A 16,078-nucleotide genomic window follows, 5' to 3' on the forward strand; every position below is an offset into this window, starting at 1 on the left:
AGCGTAGTCGTTCAGCCGAGGAACAGCTGGTAGGCCGGGTTGTCGCTTTCATCCCAGTACGGATAGCCGATCTGCTCCAGCGCCGCGGGCACCAGGTGACGTTCATCGGCCGGCACTTGCAGGCCGGCGACTACCCGGCCATCCGCCGCACCATGGTTGCGGTAGTGGAACATCGAGATATTCCAGCGCCCGCCCAGCTTGTTGAGGAAGTTGAACAGCGCCCCCGGACGCTCCGGAAATTCGAAACGCAGCACCACTTCGTCGCTGACCTTCTCGGCATGGCCGCCGACCATGTAGCGGATGTGCAGCTTGGCCAGTTCGTTATCGGTCAGGTCGATCACCGGAAAGCCCTGCTCGGTCAGGCTGGCGATCAGGGCGCTGCGCGGATCGTTTTCCGGGTGGGTCTGCACGCCAACGAAGATGTGCGCCTCGCTGCCGGTGTTGTAGCGGTAGTTGAATTCGGTGATCTGGCGCTTGCCCACCGCCTCGCAGAAGGCCTTGAAGCTGCCGGGCTTCTCGGGGATGGTCACGGCGATGATGGCTTCGCGGCCTTCGCCCAGTTCGGCGCGCTCGGCCACGTGGCGCAGGCGGTCGAAGTTGACGTTGGCTCCGGAGTCGATGGCCACCAGGGTCTGCCCGCTGATACCGCGCTGCTCGACGTACTTCTTGATCCCGGCAACGCCCAGGGCGCCGGCAGGTTCGGTGATCGAGCGGGTATCGTCGTAGATATCCTTGATTGCCGCACAGATCTCGTCGGTACTGACGGTAATCACTTCATCCACATAATCCTTGCAGATGTCGAAGGTGTGCTGGCCAATCTGCGCCACCGCCACGCCGTCGGCGAAGATCCCCACGGTCGGCAGCACCACGCGCTCACCGGCAGCCATGGCCGCCTGCAGGCAGTTGGAGTCGTCCGGCTCGACGCCGATGACCTTGATCTCCGGGCGCAGGTATTTCACATAGGCCGCGATGCCGGCGATCAGACCGCCGCCGCCGACCGGAACGAAGATCGCATCCAGCGGGCCGGGGTGCTGGCGCAGAATCTCCATGGCCACCGTGCCCTGCCCGGCAATGGTGTGCGGATCATCGTAGGGATGGATGTAGACGTAGCCCTTCTCGTCCACCAGCTTCAGGGAGTAGGCCAGCGCTTCAGGGAAGGTATCGCCGTGCAGCACCACCTTGCCGCCACGGGAGCGCACGCCCTCGACCTTGATCTCGGGGGTGGTCTTGGGCATCACGATAGTAGCCTTGACCCCCAGCACCTTGGCCGCCAGGGCCAGGCCCTGGGCGTGGTTACCCGCCGACGCAGTGACCACGCCGCGGGCGCGCTCGGCATCGCTGAGCTGGGTCAGCTTGTTGTAGGCGCCACGGATCTTGAACGAGAACACCGGCTGCAAGTCTTCACGCTTGAGCCAGATCTGATTGCCCAGCCGCTCGGAAAGCTGGCGGGCAGTCTGCAATGGGGTTTCTACGGCAACGTCATAAACGCGCGAGGTGAGGATCTTCTTGACGTACTGTTCGAGCATCGGAAAGCATCACTGAGCGGGTTGGGCAGGGCCAGGGAGTCTAACCCAGCGTTTGCCCGGGCGACCACACGAATACAGAGGTTTTAGCCGCCCCCTCGCCTTCTCTGAAGCCCGGCCGATTAGCCAAACGGGCAATGACCTGATCTGCCGCGGCGCCTATAATGCCGGCCTTTGTGCCCCCCTTGCCCGCTTCGGAGCCCGCATGACCCAGGATCAACTCAAACAGGCCGTTGCCCAGGCCGCCGTCGACCTTATCCTCCCGAAACTCGATGACAAGAGCATCGTCGGGGTCGGCACCGGCTCCACCGCCAACTGCTTCATCGACGCCCTGGCCCTGCACAAGGGCGCCTTCGACGGCGCCGTGGCCAGCTCCGAAGCCACCGCCGCGCGCCTCAAGGGCCACGGGATTCCGGTCTACGAGCTCAACACCGTGAGCGACCTGGAGTTCTACATCGACGGCGCCGACGAAAGCGACGAGCACCTGAACCTGATCAAGGGCGGCGGCGCCGCCCTGACTCGGGAAAAGATCGTCGCCGCCGTGGCCAAGACGTTCATCTGCATCGCCGACGCCAGCAAGCTGGTGCCGGTGCTGGGCAACTTCCCGCTGCCCGTGGAAGTGATCCCCATGGCCCGCAGCCACGTGGCCCGTGAACTGGTGAAACTGGGCGGCGACCCGGTGTACCGCGAAGGCGTGATCACCGACAACGGCAACATCATCCTCGATGTGCACAACATGCAGATCACCAATCCGGTGGAACTGGAAAGCCAGATCAATGCCATTGTCGGCGTGGTCACCAATGGCCTGTTCGCTGCACGCCCCGCTGATGTGCTGCTGCTGGGTACCGCCGAAGGGGTGAAGACCCTCAAGGCCTGAGCCTGCCCTGCGGATAGGAGCCGGCGGGCGGGCGAAGGCGGTTTTGAAGGCCTCTTCGCTGGCAAGCCGGCTCCTAGATCGGTTTCTTGAAGACGTAGAACAGGTTCGGTTCGCTCACCAGGTACAGGGTGCCGGCGTCATCCATGGCCATCCCTTCCGCCTGAGGCACTGCCTTGCTCAGGCCCTGGCGCCACTTGCCCAGGGCCAGGGTACTCAGCGGGCGCCCCTCGACATCCAGCTCCACCACCAGCCGCGACTCGTCCGACAGTGCCAGCAGGTGGCCACTGCGCTCGTCGTATTGCAGGCTGGAGAGGTCGCGCACGAACAGGCCGGCATCGCGCTTGGGGTTGTTCACCACATGCATCCCGTAGGACTGCTCCGGATCTTGATGGGGGAAGCCCTGCACTTCATAGATCAGCATCGGGTCGCGCTCCTTGGCGACGAACAGGCGCTTGCCCTGGGAGTCGTAGGCCAGCCCCTCGAAGCCTTTGTTGCCGGCAAGGTGCACGCCCAGGGTGATCTGCTCGGCTTCTGCCGCATCCACCGCCGTGGTTTCATCGTCCAGCTGGATCTTGATCAGCCGGTGCTGGCGCTCGTCGCTGATCACATAGGTATTGGCACTGATGAACTCCACCGCTTCCGGATCGCCAAAGCCCACCAGAGCGATGCGGCGCAGGATCTGCCCGTCCAGGGATAGCTCGATCAGTTCGGAATTCTTGTTGGTCACGGTGAACAGGCTGTTGCGCAGCGGATCGTAGGTCAGCGCCGAGACCTCATCCAGACCCTCGATGGGCTGCGCCTCCAGCACGACACGGTAATCGCCCAACCCCAAGGATTGGGGGGCCGCCACCTGCCAGTAGGATTGCCAGTCGAACCAGGCGCGCTGCCACAACCTGTGGTTATGGACAAACACTGCCAGCAGCACGGCCATCAGGCAGAGGATCAGGTAAAGGGGTTGCAGGCGGGTGAGGCGATACATGGCGGGCAGGCTCGAAATCAGGACAGGCTGATGAAATATCACAGCCGCCTGAATTCAAGCTTAATGCCCTGAATGGCCCGGCTCGGGTGCCAGGCCCGGGCTCACTGTTTCTCGAAGCGATAGAACAGGTTGGGCTCGCTGACCATGTACAGGTTGCCGGCCTCATCCATGGCCACCCCTTCGGCCCGGGGAATGGTTTTTTCCAGGCCATTGAAGCCGCCGAGCAGGGCCATGAAGCTGACCTGCTCGCCCTGCTCGTCCAGTTCCAGCAGCAGATGGGAATCAGCCGACAGCACCAGGGTATGGCCGGTGCGCGGGTCGATACCCAGGGCCGAAAGGTTGCGCAAGTCGAGTTCGTCGCTGGCCAGCTTCTGCTTGTTGCCCTTGAGTACCTGGCTACCGTCGCTGCTCCAGGTAAACAACGCCGGCGGGCGCTCCTCCCCCAGCAGCAACTGTTGCTTGCGCGGGTTCCAGGCAATGGCTTCGAACGCCTTGTTCTGGTCTGCCGAAGGGCCCAGGTCGTATTTGGGGAAGTCCGCGACATTCAGCGACCGGGTATTGGCATCGACCTTGACGATCACCAGCGAATGCTCGCGCTCATCGACAACCGCCAGCAGGCCATTCTCCAGGACCGCGACCCCTTCCGGGTTGCTCCAGCCCACCAGAGGCATCTTGCGCAGGACGTCGCCTTGCAGCGACAGCTCCACCAGGAATGGGTGCTTGCCCATAACCGAAAACAGGGTCTTGGTCTGGGGGTTATAGGAAAGATCGGAGGCCTCGTCCCGCTCCATGCCTGGCAGGACCTTGGCATCGATCACCGCCCGGTAGCTGGGCAGCCAGATACTGGAGCTGCGTTCGGCGGTACTGACAAAACCTTCCTGGACCCAGAGAGCCCCACGGTCATCCCAATGCATGAGGCTGGCTACGCCATAGCAGATCACGCCCGCCAACAGCAGCCAGGAATACCAGCGCATGCGCAATCGCAAGCGGCGGATGAGGCGAGGTTTAGGTAGAGGGTGGGCGTCCATCACACAGATTCCAGAAACGCGGCCAAAGTTAATAGCACAGGGATTTTAGATCCGCGAACCATAAACTTCGGAATTATCCGGGAAAAATGTGAAAAAACGGTTAAAGCCGGTGATCTCTCTGCGCCGGGCCCAGGATTACCGGGCCCAGCGCAGAAAGATTCGGATCAACGGACGCTGCTGGTGAAACGGCTGGCACCGGGAAGCTCCAGCACCAGCTCATCGCCGACATTCAGCGGCCCAACCCCGACCGGCGTGCCCGTGAGGATCACATCGCCGGCCTGCAGGGAGAAACAACCGGCCATGTACTGGATCATCGGCACTATGGGGTTGAGCATGATGGCACTGTTGCCGTCCTGGCGCACTTCACCGTTGATGGTCAGGCGGATGCCGATGTCGGTCAGATCGGCGAAGGTACTGCCCACCACAAAAGGAGCGATCACCGCCGCGCCGTCGAACGACTTGGCGATTTCCCAGGGCAGGCCCTTGGCTTTGAGTTCGGCCTGCTTGTCCCGCAGGGTCAGGTCCAGTGCCGGGGCAAAGCCGGAAATGGCATCCAGCACTTCTTCGCGGCTGGGTTTGGTGGAGAGCGGCTTGCCGATCAACACCGCGATTTCCGCTTCGTAGTGCACCGAACCACGCTCGGTGGGAATGGCGAACCCACCTTCCAGGGGCACCACACAACTGCCCGGCTTGATAAACAACAGGGGTTCGGTAGGTACCGGGTTGTCCAGCTCCTTGGCGTGCTCGGCGTAGTTGCGACCGATGCACACCACCTTGCCCACCGGAAAATGGATCCGGGTACCGTCGACATACTGGTGCTGATAGCTCATTACCGACTCCTGCTTGTGTGCTTTATCTGGACACTACCCGGCTTCAGATCGCGAAGATCTTGCCCGGATTCATGATGCCGTTCGGATCGAACACTGCCTTGACCGCCTTCATGTACTCGATCTCCACCGGCGAGCGGCTGTAGGTCAGGTAATCACGCTTGGTCATGCCCACGCCGTGTTCCGCGGAAATCGAGCCGTTGTACTTCTCGACCGTCTCGAACACCCACTTGTTGACCGTCGCGCACTTGGCAAAGAACTCGTCCTTGCTCAGGTTGTCCGGCTTGAGGATGTTCAGGTGCAGGTTGCCGTCGCCGATGTGGCCGAACCAGACGATTTCGAAGTCCGGGTAGTGCTTGCCGACGATGGCGTCGATTTCCTGAAGGAAGGCCGGGACTTTCGACACAGTGACCGAAATGTCGTTCTTGTACGGCGTCCAGTGGGAAATGGTCTCGGAAATGTATTCGCGCAGCTTCCACAGGTTGTGCAACTGGGTTTCGCTCTGGCTCATCACGCCGTCCAGCACCCAGCCCTGCTCGACACAGTGCTCGAAGGTTTCCAGGGCGTGGTTGGCCACTTCCTCGGTGGTGGCTTCGAACTCCAGCAGCGCATAGAACGGGCAGTCGGACTCGAACGGTGCCGGTACGTCGCCACGGGCCAGGACCTTGGCCAGGGCCTTGTCGGAGAAGAACTCGAAGGCCGTCAGATCCAGCTTGCCCTGGAAGGCGTGCAACACGGGCATGATCGAGTCGAAATCAGGGGTGCCCAGGACCATCGCCGTGAGGTTCTTCGGGGCCCGGTCCAGGCGCATGGTGGCCTCGACCACGAAGCCCAGGGTGCCCTCGGCGCCGATGAACAGCTGGCGCAAGTCATAGCCGGTGGCGTTCTTGATCAGGTCCTTGTTCAGCTCCAGCAGGTCGCCCTTGCCGGTGACCACCTTCATGCCGGCCACCCAATTGCGGGTCATGCCGTAGCGAATCACCTTGATCCCGCCGGCATTGGTACCGATATTGCCGCCAATCTGGCTGGAACCTGCAGAAGCGAAATCCACCGGGTAGTACAGGCCGTTTTCTTGCGCCAGGTTCTGCAACTGCTCGGTGACCACGCCCGGCTGGCACACTGCGGTGCGGTCGGTCAGGTTCAGGTCGAGGATCTGGTTCATATAGTCGAAGGACACCACCACCTCGCCGTTGGCTGCCACCGCTGCCGCCGAAAGCCCGGTGCGACCGCCCGAAGGCACCAGCGCAACCTTGTGCTGATTGGCCCAGCGCACAATGGCCTGGACCTGCTCGATGGTTTTCGGAAACACAATGGCTGTCGGGGCCGGGGCGAAATGCTTGGTCCAATCCTTGCCGTAAGCATTCAGGGAGTCAGCGTCGGTCAGCACCTTGCCAGGCTCAACCAGGGTCTTCAGCTCATCAATCAGGGCAGGATTGGTCATCGACAGAACTCTCGAACAATTCATGGTCATCCTGAGAACGCTTCACGTCGCAGGAATGAGTGTTTAGCGGGGCGCGTATGCTAGCATACCGCCCCCGCAGGAGAGTGCCCAAGGGCCTTTCTGCGGTGTCGGCCCAGTGCCGCCCAGGTCAGCTCAAGCTGTCCACTTCCCTGCCATTTTTCTCCGGGACACAGGTTTACGCAGATGAGCAAGACTTCTCTCGATAAGAGCAAGATCAAGTTCCTTCTCCTCGAAGGCGTCCACCAATCCGCTGTCGACGTCCTCAAGGCCGCCGGCTACACCAGCATCGAGTACCTCACCGGTTCTCTGCCGGAAGCCCAGCTCAAGGAAAAGATCGCCGATGCACACTTCATCGGCATTCGCTCCCGCACTCAACTGACCGAAGAGATCTTCGACCACGCGAAGAAACTGGTCGCAGTGGGCTGCTTCTGCATCGGCACCAACCAGGTTGACCTGTCCGCCGCTCGCGAGCGCGGCATCGCGGTGTTCAACGCGCCGTACTCCAACACCCGTTCGGTTGCCGAGCTGGTGCTGGCCGAGGCCATCCTGCTGCTGCGCGGCATCCCCGAGAAAAACGCTTCCTGCCACCGTGGCGGCTGGATCAAGAGCGCGGCCAACTCCTTCGAAATCCGTGGCAAGAAGCTGGGTATCGTCGGTTACGGCTCCATTGGTACTCAGCTGTCGGTCCTGGCCGAAGGCTTAGGGATGCAGGTGTTCTTCTACGACACCGTGACCAAGCTGCCACTGGGCAACGCCACCCAGGTGGGCAACCTGCACGAACTGCTGGGCATGTCCGACATCGTCACCCTGCACGTGCCGGAAACCGCGGCCACCCAGTGGATGATCGGCGAGAAGGAAATCCGCGCCATCAAGAAGGGCGGCATCCTGATCAACGCCGCCCGCGGCACCGTGGTCGAGCTGGACGCCCTGGCGGACGCGATCAAGGACAAGCACCTGATCGGCGCGGCCATCGACGTATTCCCGGTGGAGCCGCGCTCCAACGACGAAGAGTTCGAAAGCCCGCTGCGCGGCCTGGACAACGTGATCCTGACCCCGCACATCGGCGGTTCCACCGCTGAAGCCCAGGCCAACATCGGCCTGGAAGTGGCAGAAAAACTGGTCAAGTACAGCGACAACGGTACCTCGGTGTCCTCGGTCAACTTCCCTGAAGTGGCGCTGCCGGCCCACCCGGGCAAGCACCGTCTGCTGCACATCCACGAGAACATTCCGGGCGTGATGAGCGAGATCAACAAGGTCTTCGCCGAAAACGGCATCAACATCTCCGGTCAGTTCCTGCAGACCAACGAGAAGGTCGGCTACGTGGTGATCGACGTCGACGCCGAGTACTCGGACCTGGCGCAAGAGAAGCTGCAGCACATCAACGGCACCATCCGTTGCCGCGTGCTGTTCTAAGCCTCGACCGCGGCACAAAAAAGGGAGCCCTCTGGGCTCCCTTTTTTATCGTGTTTACGATTATTTCACTGTTACTGTGATTTTCTTGGAAACGATCACCGGGTTGAAAGGCACGTGGTTCTTGTCCCCCAGTTCCAGTTGCAGGGTGTGCTTGCCGGGGGTCAGGGTCACTTCGGTTTCGGTCTGGGCCTTGCCGAAGTGCAGGTGGTTGGCGTCCATCGGGATCGGCAGGTTCTCGGCAGGCAACTGATCGACATCGATCAGCAGGTGATGGTGGCCGGTGTTGGCGGTCTGATCGCCCGCCGGAGCCAGGGCGATGCCTTCAACGCCGAACTTGACCTTGAAGGTCTTGTCCACGGTGGCCCCGTCGGCCGGGGAAACGATAGTCACCTTGGCGCCGGCAGGTGCCTCGGTACGCGGAATTTCCGCTGCACCGGCCAGCATCGAGGTTCCCAGCAACAGACCGGCCAAAGCAGCACGCGACATAAAAATTTTCATTATCTTCTCCAGTTTTTCCGCAAATCTTTTACGGTTATGACAACTTCGTGGCAATTCGTTGTCGAAGGCACTCAACACCTTAGCAAAGCGAGCCTGAACGGCGCATCGCTCATATAAATTCAAGGAGTGACCATGCGTTTCCTGCCTGGCCTGTTACTTTTGCTGCCCCTTGCGAGCACTTGCGCTCAAGCCGAACTGATGGACGATATCAATGACCGCGGCGAGCTGCGCATCGCCCTGGAAGCCGATACGCCACCCTTCAATTTCAAGGACGACGGCAAACTCACCGGTTTCGAGGTGGAGTTGGGGCAACTGCTGGCCAGTGAACTGGACGTACGCGCGGACTTCGTGGTGACCGAGGCCGCCGAACTGCTCCCGGGAGTGGAAAGCGGCAAGTTCGACGTGGCGATCAACCACATAGCAATGACCCCGGAACTCAAGGATCGTTTCGATTTCAGCGAACCCTACAGCTATTCCAGTGCGCAGTTGATTGTGCGCAAGGAAGAGCAGCGTCCGCTGTTTTCCCTGCAGGCCCTGCGCGGCCAGGCGCTGGGGGTGGTCCAGGGCAGCCAGTTCGTCGATCAGGCGCGGACTGTGGAAGGGATCAACCTGCGCAGCTACGCCGATGCCCAGCAGCCGATCAAGGACGTGGCGGACAAGCAGATCGACGCTGCCATCAGCGATCGCCTGCTGATTCCCTACGCCATTCGCGACAGCCGCCTGCCGGTGAAAGAAGGCGCCAAGGTCGGACCGACCCTGAGCCTGGCGATCCCCTTCCAGAAAGGTAACCCGGCGTTTCGCGCGAGCCTGGACAGCGCCTTGCAGCGGATCAAGGCCGACGGGCGCCTGATGGCCCTGTCGGAGAAATGGTTCGGCATGGACGCGAGCAAACCGCCGAAGGCCGAAGCCGGGCAGTAAACGACACAAGCTGCCTGGATTGACCTGTAGCCGCAGCCTGCGAACGGCCCGAAGGGACGCAGGGGCTTCATGGCTGCTAGAGGTCGGCGGGAAATCGTCAAGCAAGGCCCTTAGGGCCTTTTCGCAGCCTCGCTAAAACTCGGCAGCGGCTACGAGGACAATGCGGCCAGGGCGCTGGCGGCCTCGGGCAGTTGCAGCTCGCTGAAGACTTGCACCCCGTGCTGCTTGAGCAACGCGGCGGTGACGCCCTCCCCCGAAACCTTGACCCCGCTGAAGCTGCCGTCATAGGTCAGCAGGTTGCCGCAGGATGGGCTGTGGGCCTTGAGCACGGCAACGCGGATCCGGTGCTTTTCCACCAGTTCCAGGGCCTGGCGGGCGCCAGCCAGGAACTGGGCGCTGACATCTTCACCTTCGCAGGTCATCACCGGTGCCCGCCCCTCGAGCACATCGACACCCTGCCCGCCGGGGATCTCCGCCGGCGCCCGTGGCGTGGGCAAACCCCCAGCAACCTCCGGACACAAGGCAACCACTCGTCCCTCTTGCTGCCAGGCGGCCAGTTGATCGAACGGGCCGCTGGCACCGCCGTCGTAGCGTACGCGGTGGCCCAACAGGCAGCGGCTGACCAGGATCTTGTGCATATTCAGAACGGCTCGTTACCACGGCGCCGGAACCAGCCGGTCAGGGACAGGCGTTCCCGGGTCGCGGGCATGACTTCATGGGGGACTTCGCCGGAAAGAAACACCACCAGCCGCCCCCCGACAGGGACTACATCGTATTGCCCCCGGTCATTGAGGTACATGCGCAATTGCCCGCCCTGCTCGGGCAGCCACTCCTCATTGAGGTAGACCACCGCCGAGACCATGCGCCGGTCGTCATCGCGAAAGCGATCCACGTGGCGCTTGTAGAAGGCTCCCGGCGGGTACATCGCGAAATGGCATTCGAAATCTTCAAGCCCCAGGAACAGGCCTCGGTTCAGAGCCTCGCGCAGGCTGTCCATCAGTTCCAGGTAGCTATCGCAGGCCTGGGCCTGACCGGGCTCGAGCCACTGGATATGGTCGCCGCGAATACCCTCGCGGATCTCCTGGGCCGGCCCGCGTCCTACCGCCGCCGGCGCCAGTTCACCTTCAGCCGCACGTTTACGGCACTCAGCCGCCAGTTCGAGGGTCAGAGCCTCGGACAGGAAGACATTTTGCTGCGACCAGCCACAGGCGGCCAGGTCGTCGACAATGTTCAACAACAGCGGATGATCAGAGGGTATTTGCATGGCGCGCATAGTATCCAGCCTCAGAAAAATCTGACAGAGCCGCAGAGCGGAGGATGAAGCATTTTTTTCAATGGGCTTACACATCATCGGTTTGCCGAGGGATGCTGATACGAATTCTCGACAACCACCCTCTTGCCCCGGAGAATAGTCGCCTGCTGACAGGAGTCCTTATGCGCCGTTTGCTTTTCTCACTGTTGATCTTCTGCGCCTTGCCTGCCTGGGCAGACAGCCACGACCAGTTGTACCAGGTCGCCGGTTGGGCGCAACAGCGCGCGCATTTCAACGATGCCCTCAGCGCCGCCCAGCAGCGCTACCAGAGCAGCCTGCCGCCGGCGGTCTATCAAGCCCTGGTGGACAACAGCAACCAGCGCTTCGCACCCCAGGCCGTGGACCGTCGCGCCGAGGCCCAACTGCGGCAGAACCTGGCGGACCCCGCACCGGCCCTGGCCTTCTTCCAGTCGCCCCTGGGCCGCAAGATCGTCGCCGCCGAACTGCTGGCGACCCGCCGCGACCAGCTGGCCAAGAACGCCCAGGGCCTGCCGAAGATGCAGGCCAGCGACAACCGCCAGTTGATCATCGGCCACCTGGCCCAGGCCCTGCCGGCCCGGGAAGCGGGTGCAGAGGTGAGCCTGGCGATTGCCGGTGTCGCTGCCGATAGCCTGAGCCAGATGATTCCCGGCCTGCTGGGGGGCGGCCAGGCCCAGGGCATGCTCAACGGCCAGCGCCAGCGGCTGATGCAGCAGATCGGCAATGACCTGAACAACACCTTGCTGTACGTCTATCGGGATCTGTCCGACACGGAGCTGGAAGAGTTCGCCACCTTCGCCGAATCCAGCGAAGGCAAGGCCTACTACCAGGCCGCCCTGGCAGCGATTCGCGCCGGCCTGGCGGTCGGCCAGAGCACTTCCAGCCTCGTCCCCTGACCCGGCAACTCGCCTGTGACCGCTGCCGAGCCCGCAGGTCCTTGCCTGGCACTCGCCTGACGAGCCTGCAGTAGCCTGGGGCTCTTGCGTCCCTTAGGGCCGTTCGCAGCCTGCGGCAGCGGCTGCACCAATCTCTAGAGGTGCTGGGTCAGAAAGGCGAAGTACTGATCGCGATACAACGGGATTTCATTGGCCAGGTGGTGCCGCGCATCGGGCAGCATCAATAGCTCGGGCGCGGCGAACTTGCCGCGAATCACCTGCAGATTGTGCTGCCAGTCCACGGTCATGTCCGCATCCCCCTGAACGATCAACGGCTGCCTGGAGCTGCGGGGCGCCGCCTCCAGGCGCTTGATCCAGCGCGACAGCGCTCCCACCCAGGCCGTCGGCAAGCGTTGCGGCTGCAACGGGTCGACCTGCAGGAACGCGAGGAAATCCGGGTCGTTGGAGTTTTCGCTGAAGCGCCGGGCAATGCCGGTGACGAAGGGCCGCAGCGCGTAATAACTGAGCATCGACCAGCCCCAGGCCCGCGGCCGCACCAGCGGCGAGAGCAGCATCACCTGCCCCTGGGCCGGGCTCTCGACGCCCTGGTTGAGCAGGTGGTCCATGATGATCGCGCCGCCGGTGCTTTGCCCGAACAGGTGCCAGGGCTCGGGGAGTTCCAGGGACCGGGCCTCGGCGAACAGGCCTTGCAGCACCCGCTGGTACACCGCGAAATCATCGATACTGGCCCGCTCGCCACTGGAAAGGCCGTGCCCGGGCAGGTCGCAGGAAATCACCACGAAACGCCGTTGCAGCGCCCACTCGATCACATGCCGGTACAAGCCCATGTGGTCGTAGAAGCCGTGGAACAGAAACAGCGTGGCCCGTGGCTGCTCCGGCCACCAGACCTGGCTCACCACTTCGTAGCCGTCCACCTGGAAACGCCCCAGGCGGCTGCGCGGCACCAGCGCCCGTCCGGCGAAATCCAGCCCATAGAAGCGCTGGTAAGCCTGCCCCTCCACCGACAAAGGCTGCCCGGCGACCAGAGGTTGCAGGCTGGCACGCAGGTGGTCGGGGTCGAAAGTGGCGGGCATAGAGAATTCCAAAGCGGGGGTACCGGCGACAAAACGGGCTTTCTGGGCCTGCGATATTCATCTGTCGCGGCAAGCATGGCAAGCTACGCGACCTTCGAGGACCGATCTTAATGCGCCAGTCTTACCGCACGCCCCTGCTTGCCAGCCTGCTCGTCCTGATCTGCGCCGTGGTGCTGTGGAACGCCTACGAATGGTTCCAGGGCCGCTATCTGCGGGCGTTCAGCGAGCACACCGCGATGTTCTCCGGCGACCCGTTGCAACTGCCCGCCGAACTGGCCGGCCCCGGGGCGATCCGCCTGGTACATTTCTGGGACCCGGCCTGCCCCTGCAATGTCGGTAACCAGCAGCACCTGGCCGAGCTGATCGAAACCTATGGCCCGCGGGGCGTGGAGTTCTATGCCGTACAGAAGCCCGGCAGCCATGGCCAGCTACCCGCCACCCTGAGCCGCCTGAAGCACCTCGACAGCGTGCCCGGAGCGGAACAGATCCCCGCCAGCCCGGCAGTGGCGATCTGGGACCGCAACGGCAAGCTGGCCTACTTCGGCCCCTACAGCGAAGGCCTGACCTGCAATTCCAGCAACAGCTTCATCGAGCCCATCCTCCAGGCCCTTGAGGACAATCGCCCGGTCAGCGCCACCCACACCCTGGCCATCGGCTGCTACTGCCCCTGGCCGGCCGAACAAGGCATTCGCGACTAATCAAGGACTGCCTCCTGCGCGGGGCCCCTGACTTGTGCTAAATCTCTGCAGCTCTCCCAAGGCGGCATTGAATACAACAACAGCAAGGAGCCCGCATGAAACGCAGCCTGACCGTCGTCGCCGTACTGATCCTCGCCCTGCTGGCAGGGCTTGCCGGCTACCTGTACAGCAAGCAGCCGACGCGTCAGGGCCAGGTCGAGCTCAATGGCCTGCAAGGCTCGGTCACCGTGCGTTACGACGAACGCGGGGTGCCGCACATTCGCGCCGAAAACGAAGCCGACCTGTACCGCGCCCTGGGCTACGTGCACGCCCAGGACCGGCTGTTCCAGATGGAAGTGCTGCGGCGCCTGTCCCGGGGCGAGCTGGCAGAGGTGCTGGGGCCCAAGCTGGTGGACACCGACAAACTGTTCCGCAGCCTGCGGATTCGCGAACGGGCCGACAGCTATATCGCCGGGCTCGACCATCAGTCACCCGCCTGGAAGGCCCTGGAAGCCTATCTGGACGGCATCAACCAGTATCAGGACAGCCACGCCAGCCCCATCGAGTTCGACGTCCTGGGTATCCGCAAGCGGCCTTTCACCGCAGAAGACACCGTCAGCGTCGCCGGTTTCATGGCCTACAGCTTTGCCATGGCCTTTCGCACCGAGCCGCTGCTGACCTACATCCGCGACGAGCTGGGCAATGACTACCTGAAGGTGTTCGACCTCGACTGGCAGCCCAAGGGCGTGCTGGCCAAGGGCAAGACCCCACCTTCAGCGCCACTGGCCGCCGTCGACTGGCAGGGCCTGGGCCGAATCGCCCGCCTGAGCCAGCAAGCCCTGGAAGAAGCCGGGCTGCCGCAATTCGAGGGCAGCAATGCCTGGGTGGTTTCCGGCTCGCGGACCAAGAGCGGCCGCGCGCTGCTGGCCGGCGACCCGCATATCCGCTACTCGCTGCCGTCGGTGTGGTACGAGGCCCAGCTCTCGGCCCCTGGCTTTGAACTCTACGGTCATCACCAGGCCCTGGTGCCCTTCGCCTTCCTCGGCCACAACCTGGACTTCGGCTGGAGCCTGACCATGTTCCAGAACGATGACCTCGACCTGATCGCCGAAAAGGTCAACCCGGAGAACCCCAATCAGGTCTGGTTCCACGACAAGTGGGTGGACCTGATCACCAGCGAGCAGCAGATCGCCGTCAAGGGCCAGGCCCCGGTGACCCTGACCCTGCGCCAGTCGCCCCACGGCCCGATCATCAACGACATGCTCGGCACCACCGTGGGCAAGGCGCCGATCGCCATGTGGTGGGGTTTCCTGGAAACCCCGAACCCGATCCTCGACGGCTTCTACCAGCTCAACCGCGCAGACACCCTGGCCAAGGTCCGCGCTGCGGCCGCCAAGGTCCATGCACCGGGCCTGAACATCGTCTGGGCCAACGCCAAGGGCGACATCGGCTGGTGGGCGGCGGCGCTCCTGCCCAAGCGCCCGGCGGGGGCCAAGCCGGCCTTCATCCTCGATGGCAGCACCAGCCTGGCGGACAAGGAAGGCTTCTACCCCTTCAGCGCCAACCCCCAGGAAGAGAACCCGGCCCGGGGCTATATCGTCTCGGCCAACTTCCAGCCGGTATCCCCCACCGGCATGGAGATCCCCGGCTACTACAACCTGGCCGACCGTGGTCAGCAACTGGATCGGCAGCTCAGCGACAAGAGCCAGAAATGGGACCTGGAGAACACCCAGAAACTGCAGTTGGGCACCACCACCGCCTACGGGCCGCGCCTGCTGGCGCCGCTGTTGCCGGTGTTGCGTGAAGTAGTCAGCGACCCCGAGGAACTGAAGCTGGTGGAGCAACTGGCGAAATGGCAGGGCGACTATCCGCTGGAATCCACCAGCGCGACGCTGTTCAACCAGTTCCTGTTCAACCTGGCCGATGCCACTTTCCATGAAAAACTCGGCGACGCCTATTTCGACGCCCTGATCCAGGCCCGGGTGGTGGACGCCGCCCTGCCCCGGCTGGCGGCGGACCCCGACTCGCCCTGGTGGGACAACCGCACCACGCCCCAGCGCGAAAGCCGCGCCGACACGGTCAAGCTGGCCTGGCGCGCCAGTATCGACCACCTGCGCCTGACCCTGGGCGCCAACCCGGCGCAATGGCGCTGGGGCCAGGCCCACACGCTGACCCACGGCCACCCGCTGGGCATGCAGAAGCCCCTGGACCGGCTGTTCAACGTCGGCCCCCTGGACGCCCCCGGCAGCCACGAAGTGCCGAACAACCTCACCGCCAAGATCGGCCCGGCGCCCTGGTCAGTGGTCTACGGGCCCTCGACCCGGCGCATCATCGACTTCGCCGACCCGGCCCACAGCCTGACCATCAACCCGGTGGGCCAGAGTGGCGTGCTGTTCGACAAGCACTACGACGATCAGGCCGAAGCCTATATCGAAGGGGTCTACCAGCAGGCGCACTTCAGCGACGAGGAAGTCACCGCCAACACCCGCAGCACCCTGAAGCTGCTGCCGGCACGCCCCCGGGTCCCGGCGCCTTGACCAGCGGCGGGTGTAGAAGCGAGCTGGCCAGCGAAGAGGCCAGCAAGCCCTGCACTCCGCTGAAGGACGCCTTCGCCGG

The 16,078-nt window shown here is 63.2% G+C and carries 15 protein-coding genes; 6 read left to right on the top strand and 9 right to left on the bottom strand.

Features of this window, described 5'->3' with window-relative positions:
• Positions 1–11 precede the first annotated feature (11 nt).
• On the bottom strand, positions 12–1,526 hold the full coding sequence (gene ilvA / locus KI242_RS29935) for a threonine ammonia-lyase, biosynthetic (RefSeq protein WP_011064078.1): 1,515 nt from the start codon (positions 1,524–1,526) through the stop codon (positions 12–14).
• Positions 1,527–1,728: 202 nt separating this feature from the next.
• Here ilvA and rpiA point away from each other — a divergent pair, with 202 nt between their 5' ends.
• Complete coding sequence (gene rpiA / locus KI242_RS29940) at positions 1,729–2,400, top strand: ribose-5-phosphate isomerase RpiA (protein WP_016963479.1); 672 nt, start codon at positions 1,729–1,731, stop codon at positions 2,398–2,400.
• Positions 2,401–2,473: 73 nt separating this feature from the next.
• On the opposite strand, the gene KI242_RS29945 is transcribed toward rpiA, so the two are convergent.
• The 4 genes from KI242_RS29945 to KI242_RS29960 all read right to left on the bottom strand — a co-directional run bounded on the left by KI242_RS29945 (position 2,474) and on the right by KI242_RS29960 (position 6,675).
• Positions 2,474–3,379 carry an SdiA-regulated domain-containing protein gene (locus KI242_RS29945; RefSeq protein WP_019093430.1) on the bottom strand — a complete coding sequence of 302 codons (906 nt, stop codon included), beginning with the start codon at positions 3,377–3,379 and terminating at the stop codon, positions 2,474–2,476.
• A gap of 101 nt (positions 3,380–3,480) precedes the next feature.
• The gene (locus KI242_RS29950) at positions 3,481–4,407 is read right to left on the bottom strand and encodes an SdiA-regulated domain-containing protein (RefSeq protein ID WP_185070132.1); all 927 of its coding nucleotides are present in this window, start codon (positions 4,405–4,407) and stop codon (positions 3,481–3,483) included.
• 164 nt (positions 4,408–4,571) lie between these two features.
• The gene (locus KI242_RS29955) at positions 4,572–5,237 is read right to left on the bottom strand and encodes a fumarylacetoacetate hydrolase family protein (protein ID WP_011064082.1); all 666 of its coding nucleotides are present in this window, start codon (positions 5,235–5,237) and stop codon (positions 4,572–4,574) included.
• A gap of 43 nt (positions 5,238–5,280) precedes the next feature.
• The gene (locus tag KI242_RS29960) at positions 5,281–6,675 is read right to left on the bottom strand and encodes an FAD-binding oxidoreductase (RefSeq protein ID WP_065365070.1); all 1,395 of its coding nucleotides are present in this window, start codon (positions 6,673–6,675) and stop codon (positions 5,281–5,283) included.
• A 204-nt stretch (positions 6,676–6,879) separates the two neighbouring features.
• On the opposite strand from KI242_RS29960, the gene serA reads away from it, so the two are divergent.
• The gene (gene serA, locus KI242_RS29965; RefSeq protein ID WP_011064084.1) at positions 6,880–8,109 is read left to right on the top strand and encodes a phosphoglycerate dehydrogenase; all 1,230 of its coding nucleotides are present in this window, start codon (positions 6,880–6,882) and stop codon (positions 8,107–8,109) included.
• A gap of 60 nt (positions 8,110–8,169) precedes the next feature.
• Here the strand turns inward: serA and KI242_RS29970 are convergent, their stop codons facing one another.
• Complete coding sequence (locus tag KI242_RS29970) at positions 8,170–8,607, bottom strand: DUF4399 domain-containing protein (RefSeq protein ID WP_011064085.1); 438 nt, start codon at positions 8,605–8,607, stop codon at positions 8,170–8,172.
• A 132-nt stretch (positions 8,608–8,739) separates the two neighbouring features.
• On the opposite strand from KI242_RS29970, the gene KI242_RS29975 reads away from it, so the two are divergent.
• Positions 8,740–9,525, top strand: a complete 786-nt coding sequence (locus KI242_RS29975; protein WP_212805775.1) for a transporter substrate-binding domain-containing protein — start codon at positions 8,740–8,742, stop codon at positions 9,523–9,525.
• A 149-nt stretch (positions 9,526–9,674) separates the two neighbouring features.
• Here the strand turns inward: KI242_RS29975 and KI242_RS29980 are convergent, their stop codons facing one another.
• Together KI242_RS29980 and KI242_RS29985 are read right to left on the bottom strand one after the other, a co-directional pair.
• Entirely contained in the window at positions 9,675–10,163 is a 489-nt protein-coding gene (locus KI242_RS29980; RefSeq protein ID WP_011064087.1) for a DUF523 domain-containing protein, read from the bottom strand.
• A gap of 2 nt (positions 10,164–10,165) precedes the next feature.
• On the bottom strand, positions 10,166–10,798 hold the full coding sequence (locus KI242_RS29985) for a 2OG-Fe(II) oxygenase (protein ID WP_011064088.1): 633 nt from the start codon (positions 10,796–10,798) through the stop codon (positions 10,166–10,168).
• 161 nt (positions 10,799–10,959) lie between these two features.
• Between KI242_RS29985 and KI242_RS29990 the strand changes: the two genes are divergently transcribed.
• On the top strand, positions 10,960–11,712 hold the full coding sequence (locus KI242_RS29990; RefSeq protein WP_015637407.1) for a DUF2059 domain-containing protein: 753 nt from the start codon (positions 10,960–10,962) through the stop codon (positions 11,710–11,712).
• A gap of 134 nt (positions 11,713–11,846) precedes the next feature.
• On the opposite strand, the gene KI242_RS29995 is transcribed toward KI242_RS29990, so the two are convergent.
• Positions 11,847–12,785, bottom strand: coding sequence for an alpha/beta hydrolase (locus tag KI242_RS29995; protein WP_041120306.1), 939 nt, complete (start codon positions 12,783–12,785; stop codon positions 11,847–11,849).
• A 110-nt stretch (positions 12,786–12,895) separates the two neighbouring features.
• Between KI242_RS29995 and KI242_RS30000 the strand changes: the two genes are divergently transcribed.
• Positions 12,896–13,483 carry a DUF6436 domain-containing protein gene (locus tag KI242_RS30000; RefSeq protein ID WP_015637409.1) on the top strand — a complete coding sequence of 196 codons (588 nt, stop codon included), beginning with the start codon at positions 12,896–12,898 and terminating at the stop codon, positions 13,481–13,483.
• Positions 13,484–13,578: 95 nt separating this feature from the next.
• Positions 13,579–15,999 (top strand): penicillin acylase family protein, encoded by a 2,421-nt coding sequence (locus KI242_RS30005; RefSeq protein ID WP_072443521.1) that lies wholly within the window; start codon positions 13,579–13,581, stop codon positions 15,997–15,999.
• Positions 16,000–16,078: the final 79 nt, after the last annotated feature.

Origin of the sequence: Pseudomonas sp. Eqa60, from assembly GCF_018326405.1 — a bacterium.
GTDB lineage: Bacteria > Pseudomonadota > Gammaproteobacteria > Pseudomonadales > Pseudomonadaceae > Aquipseudomonas > Aquipseudomonas protegens.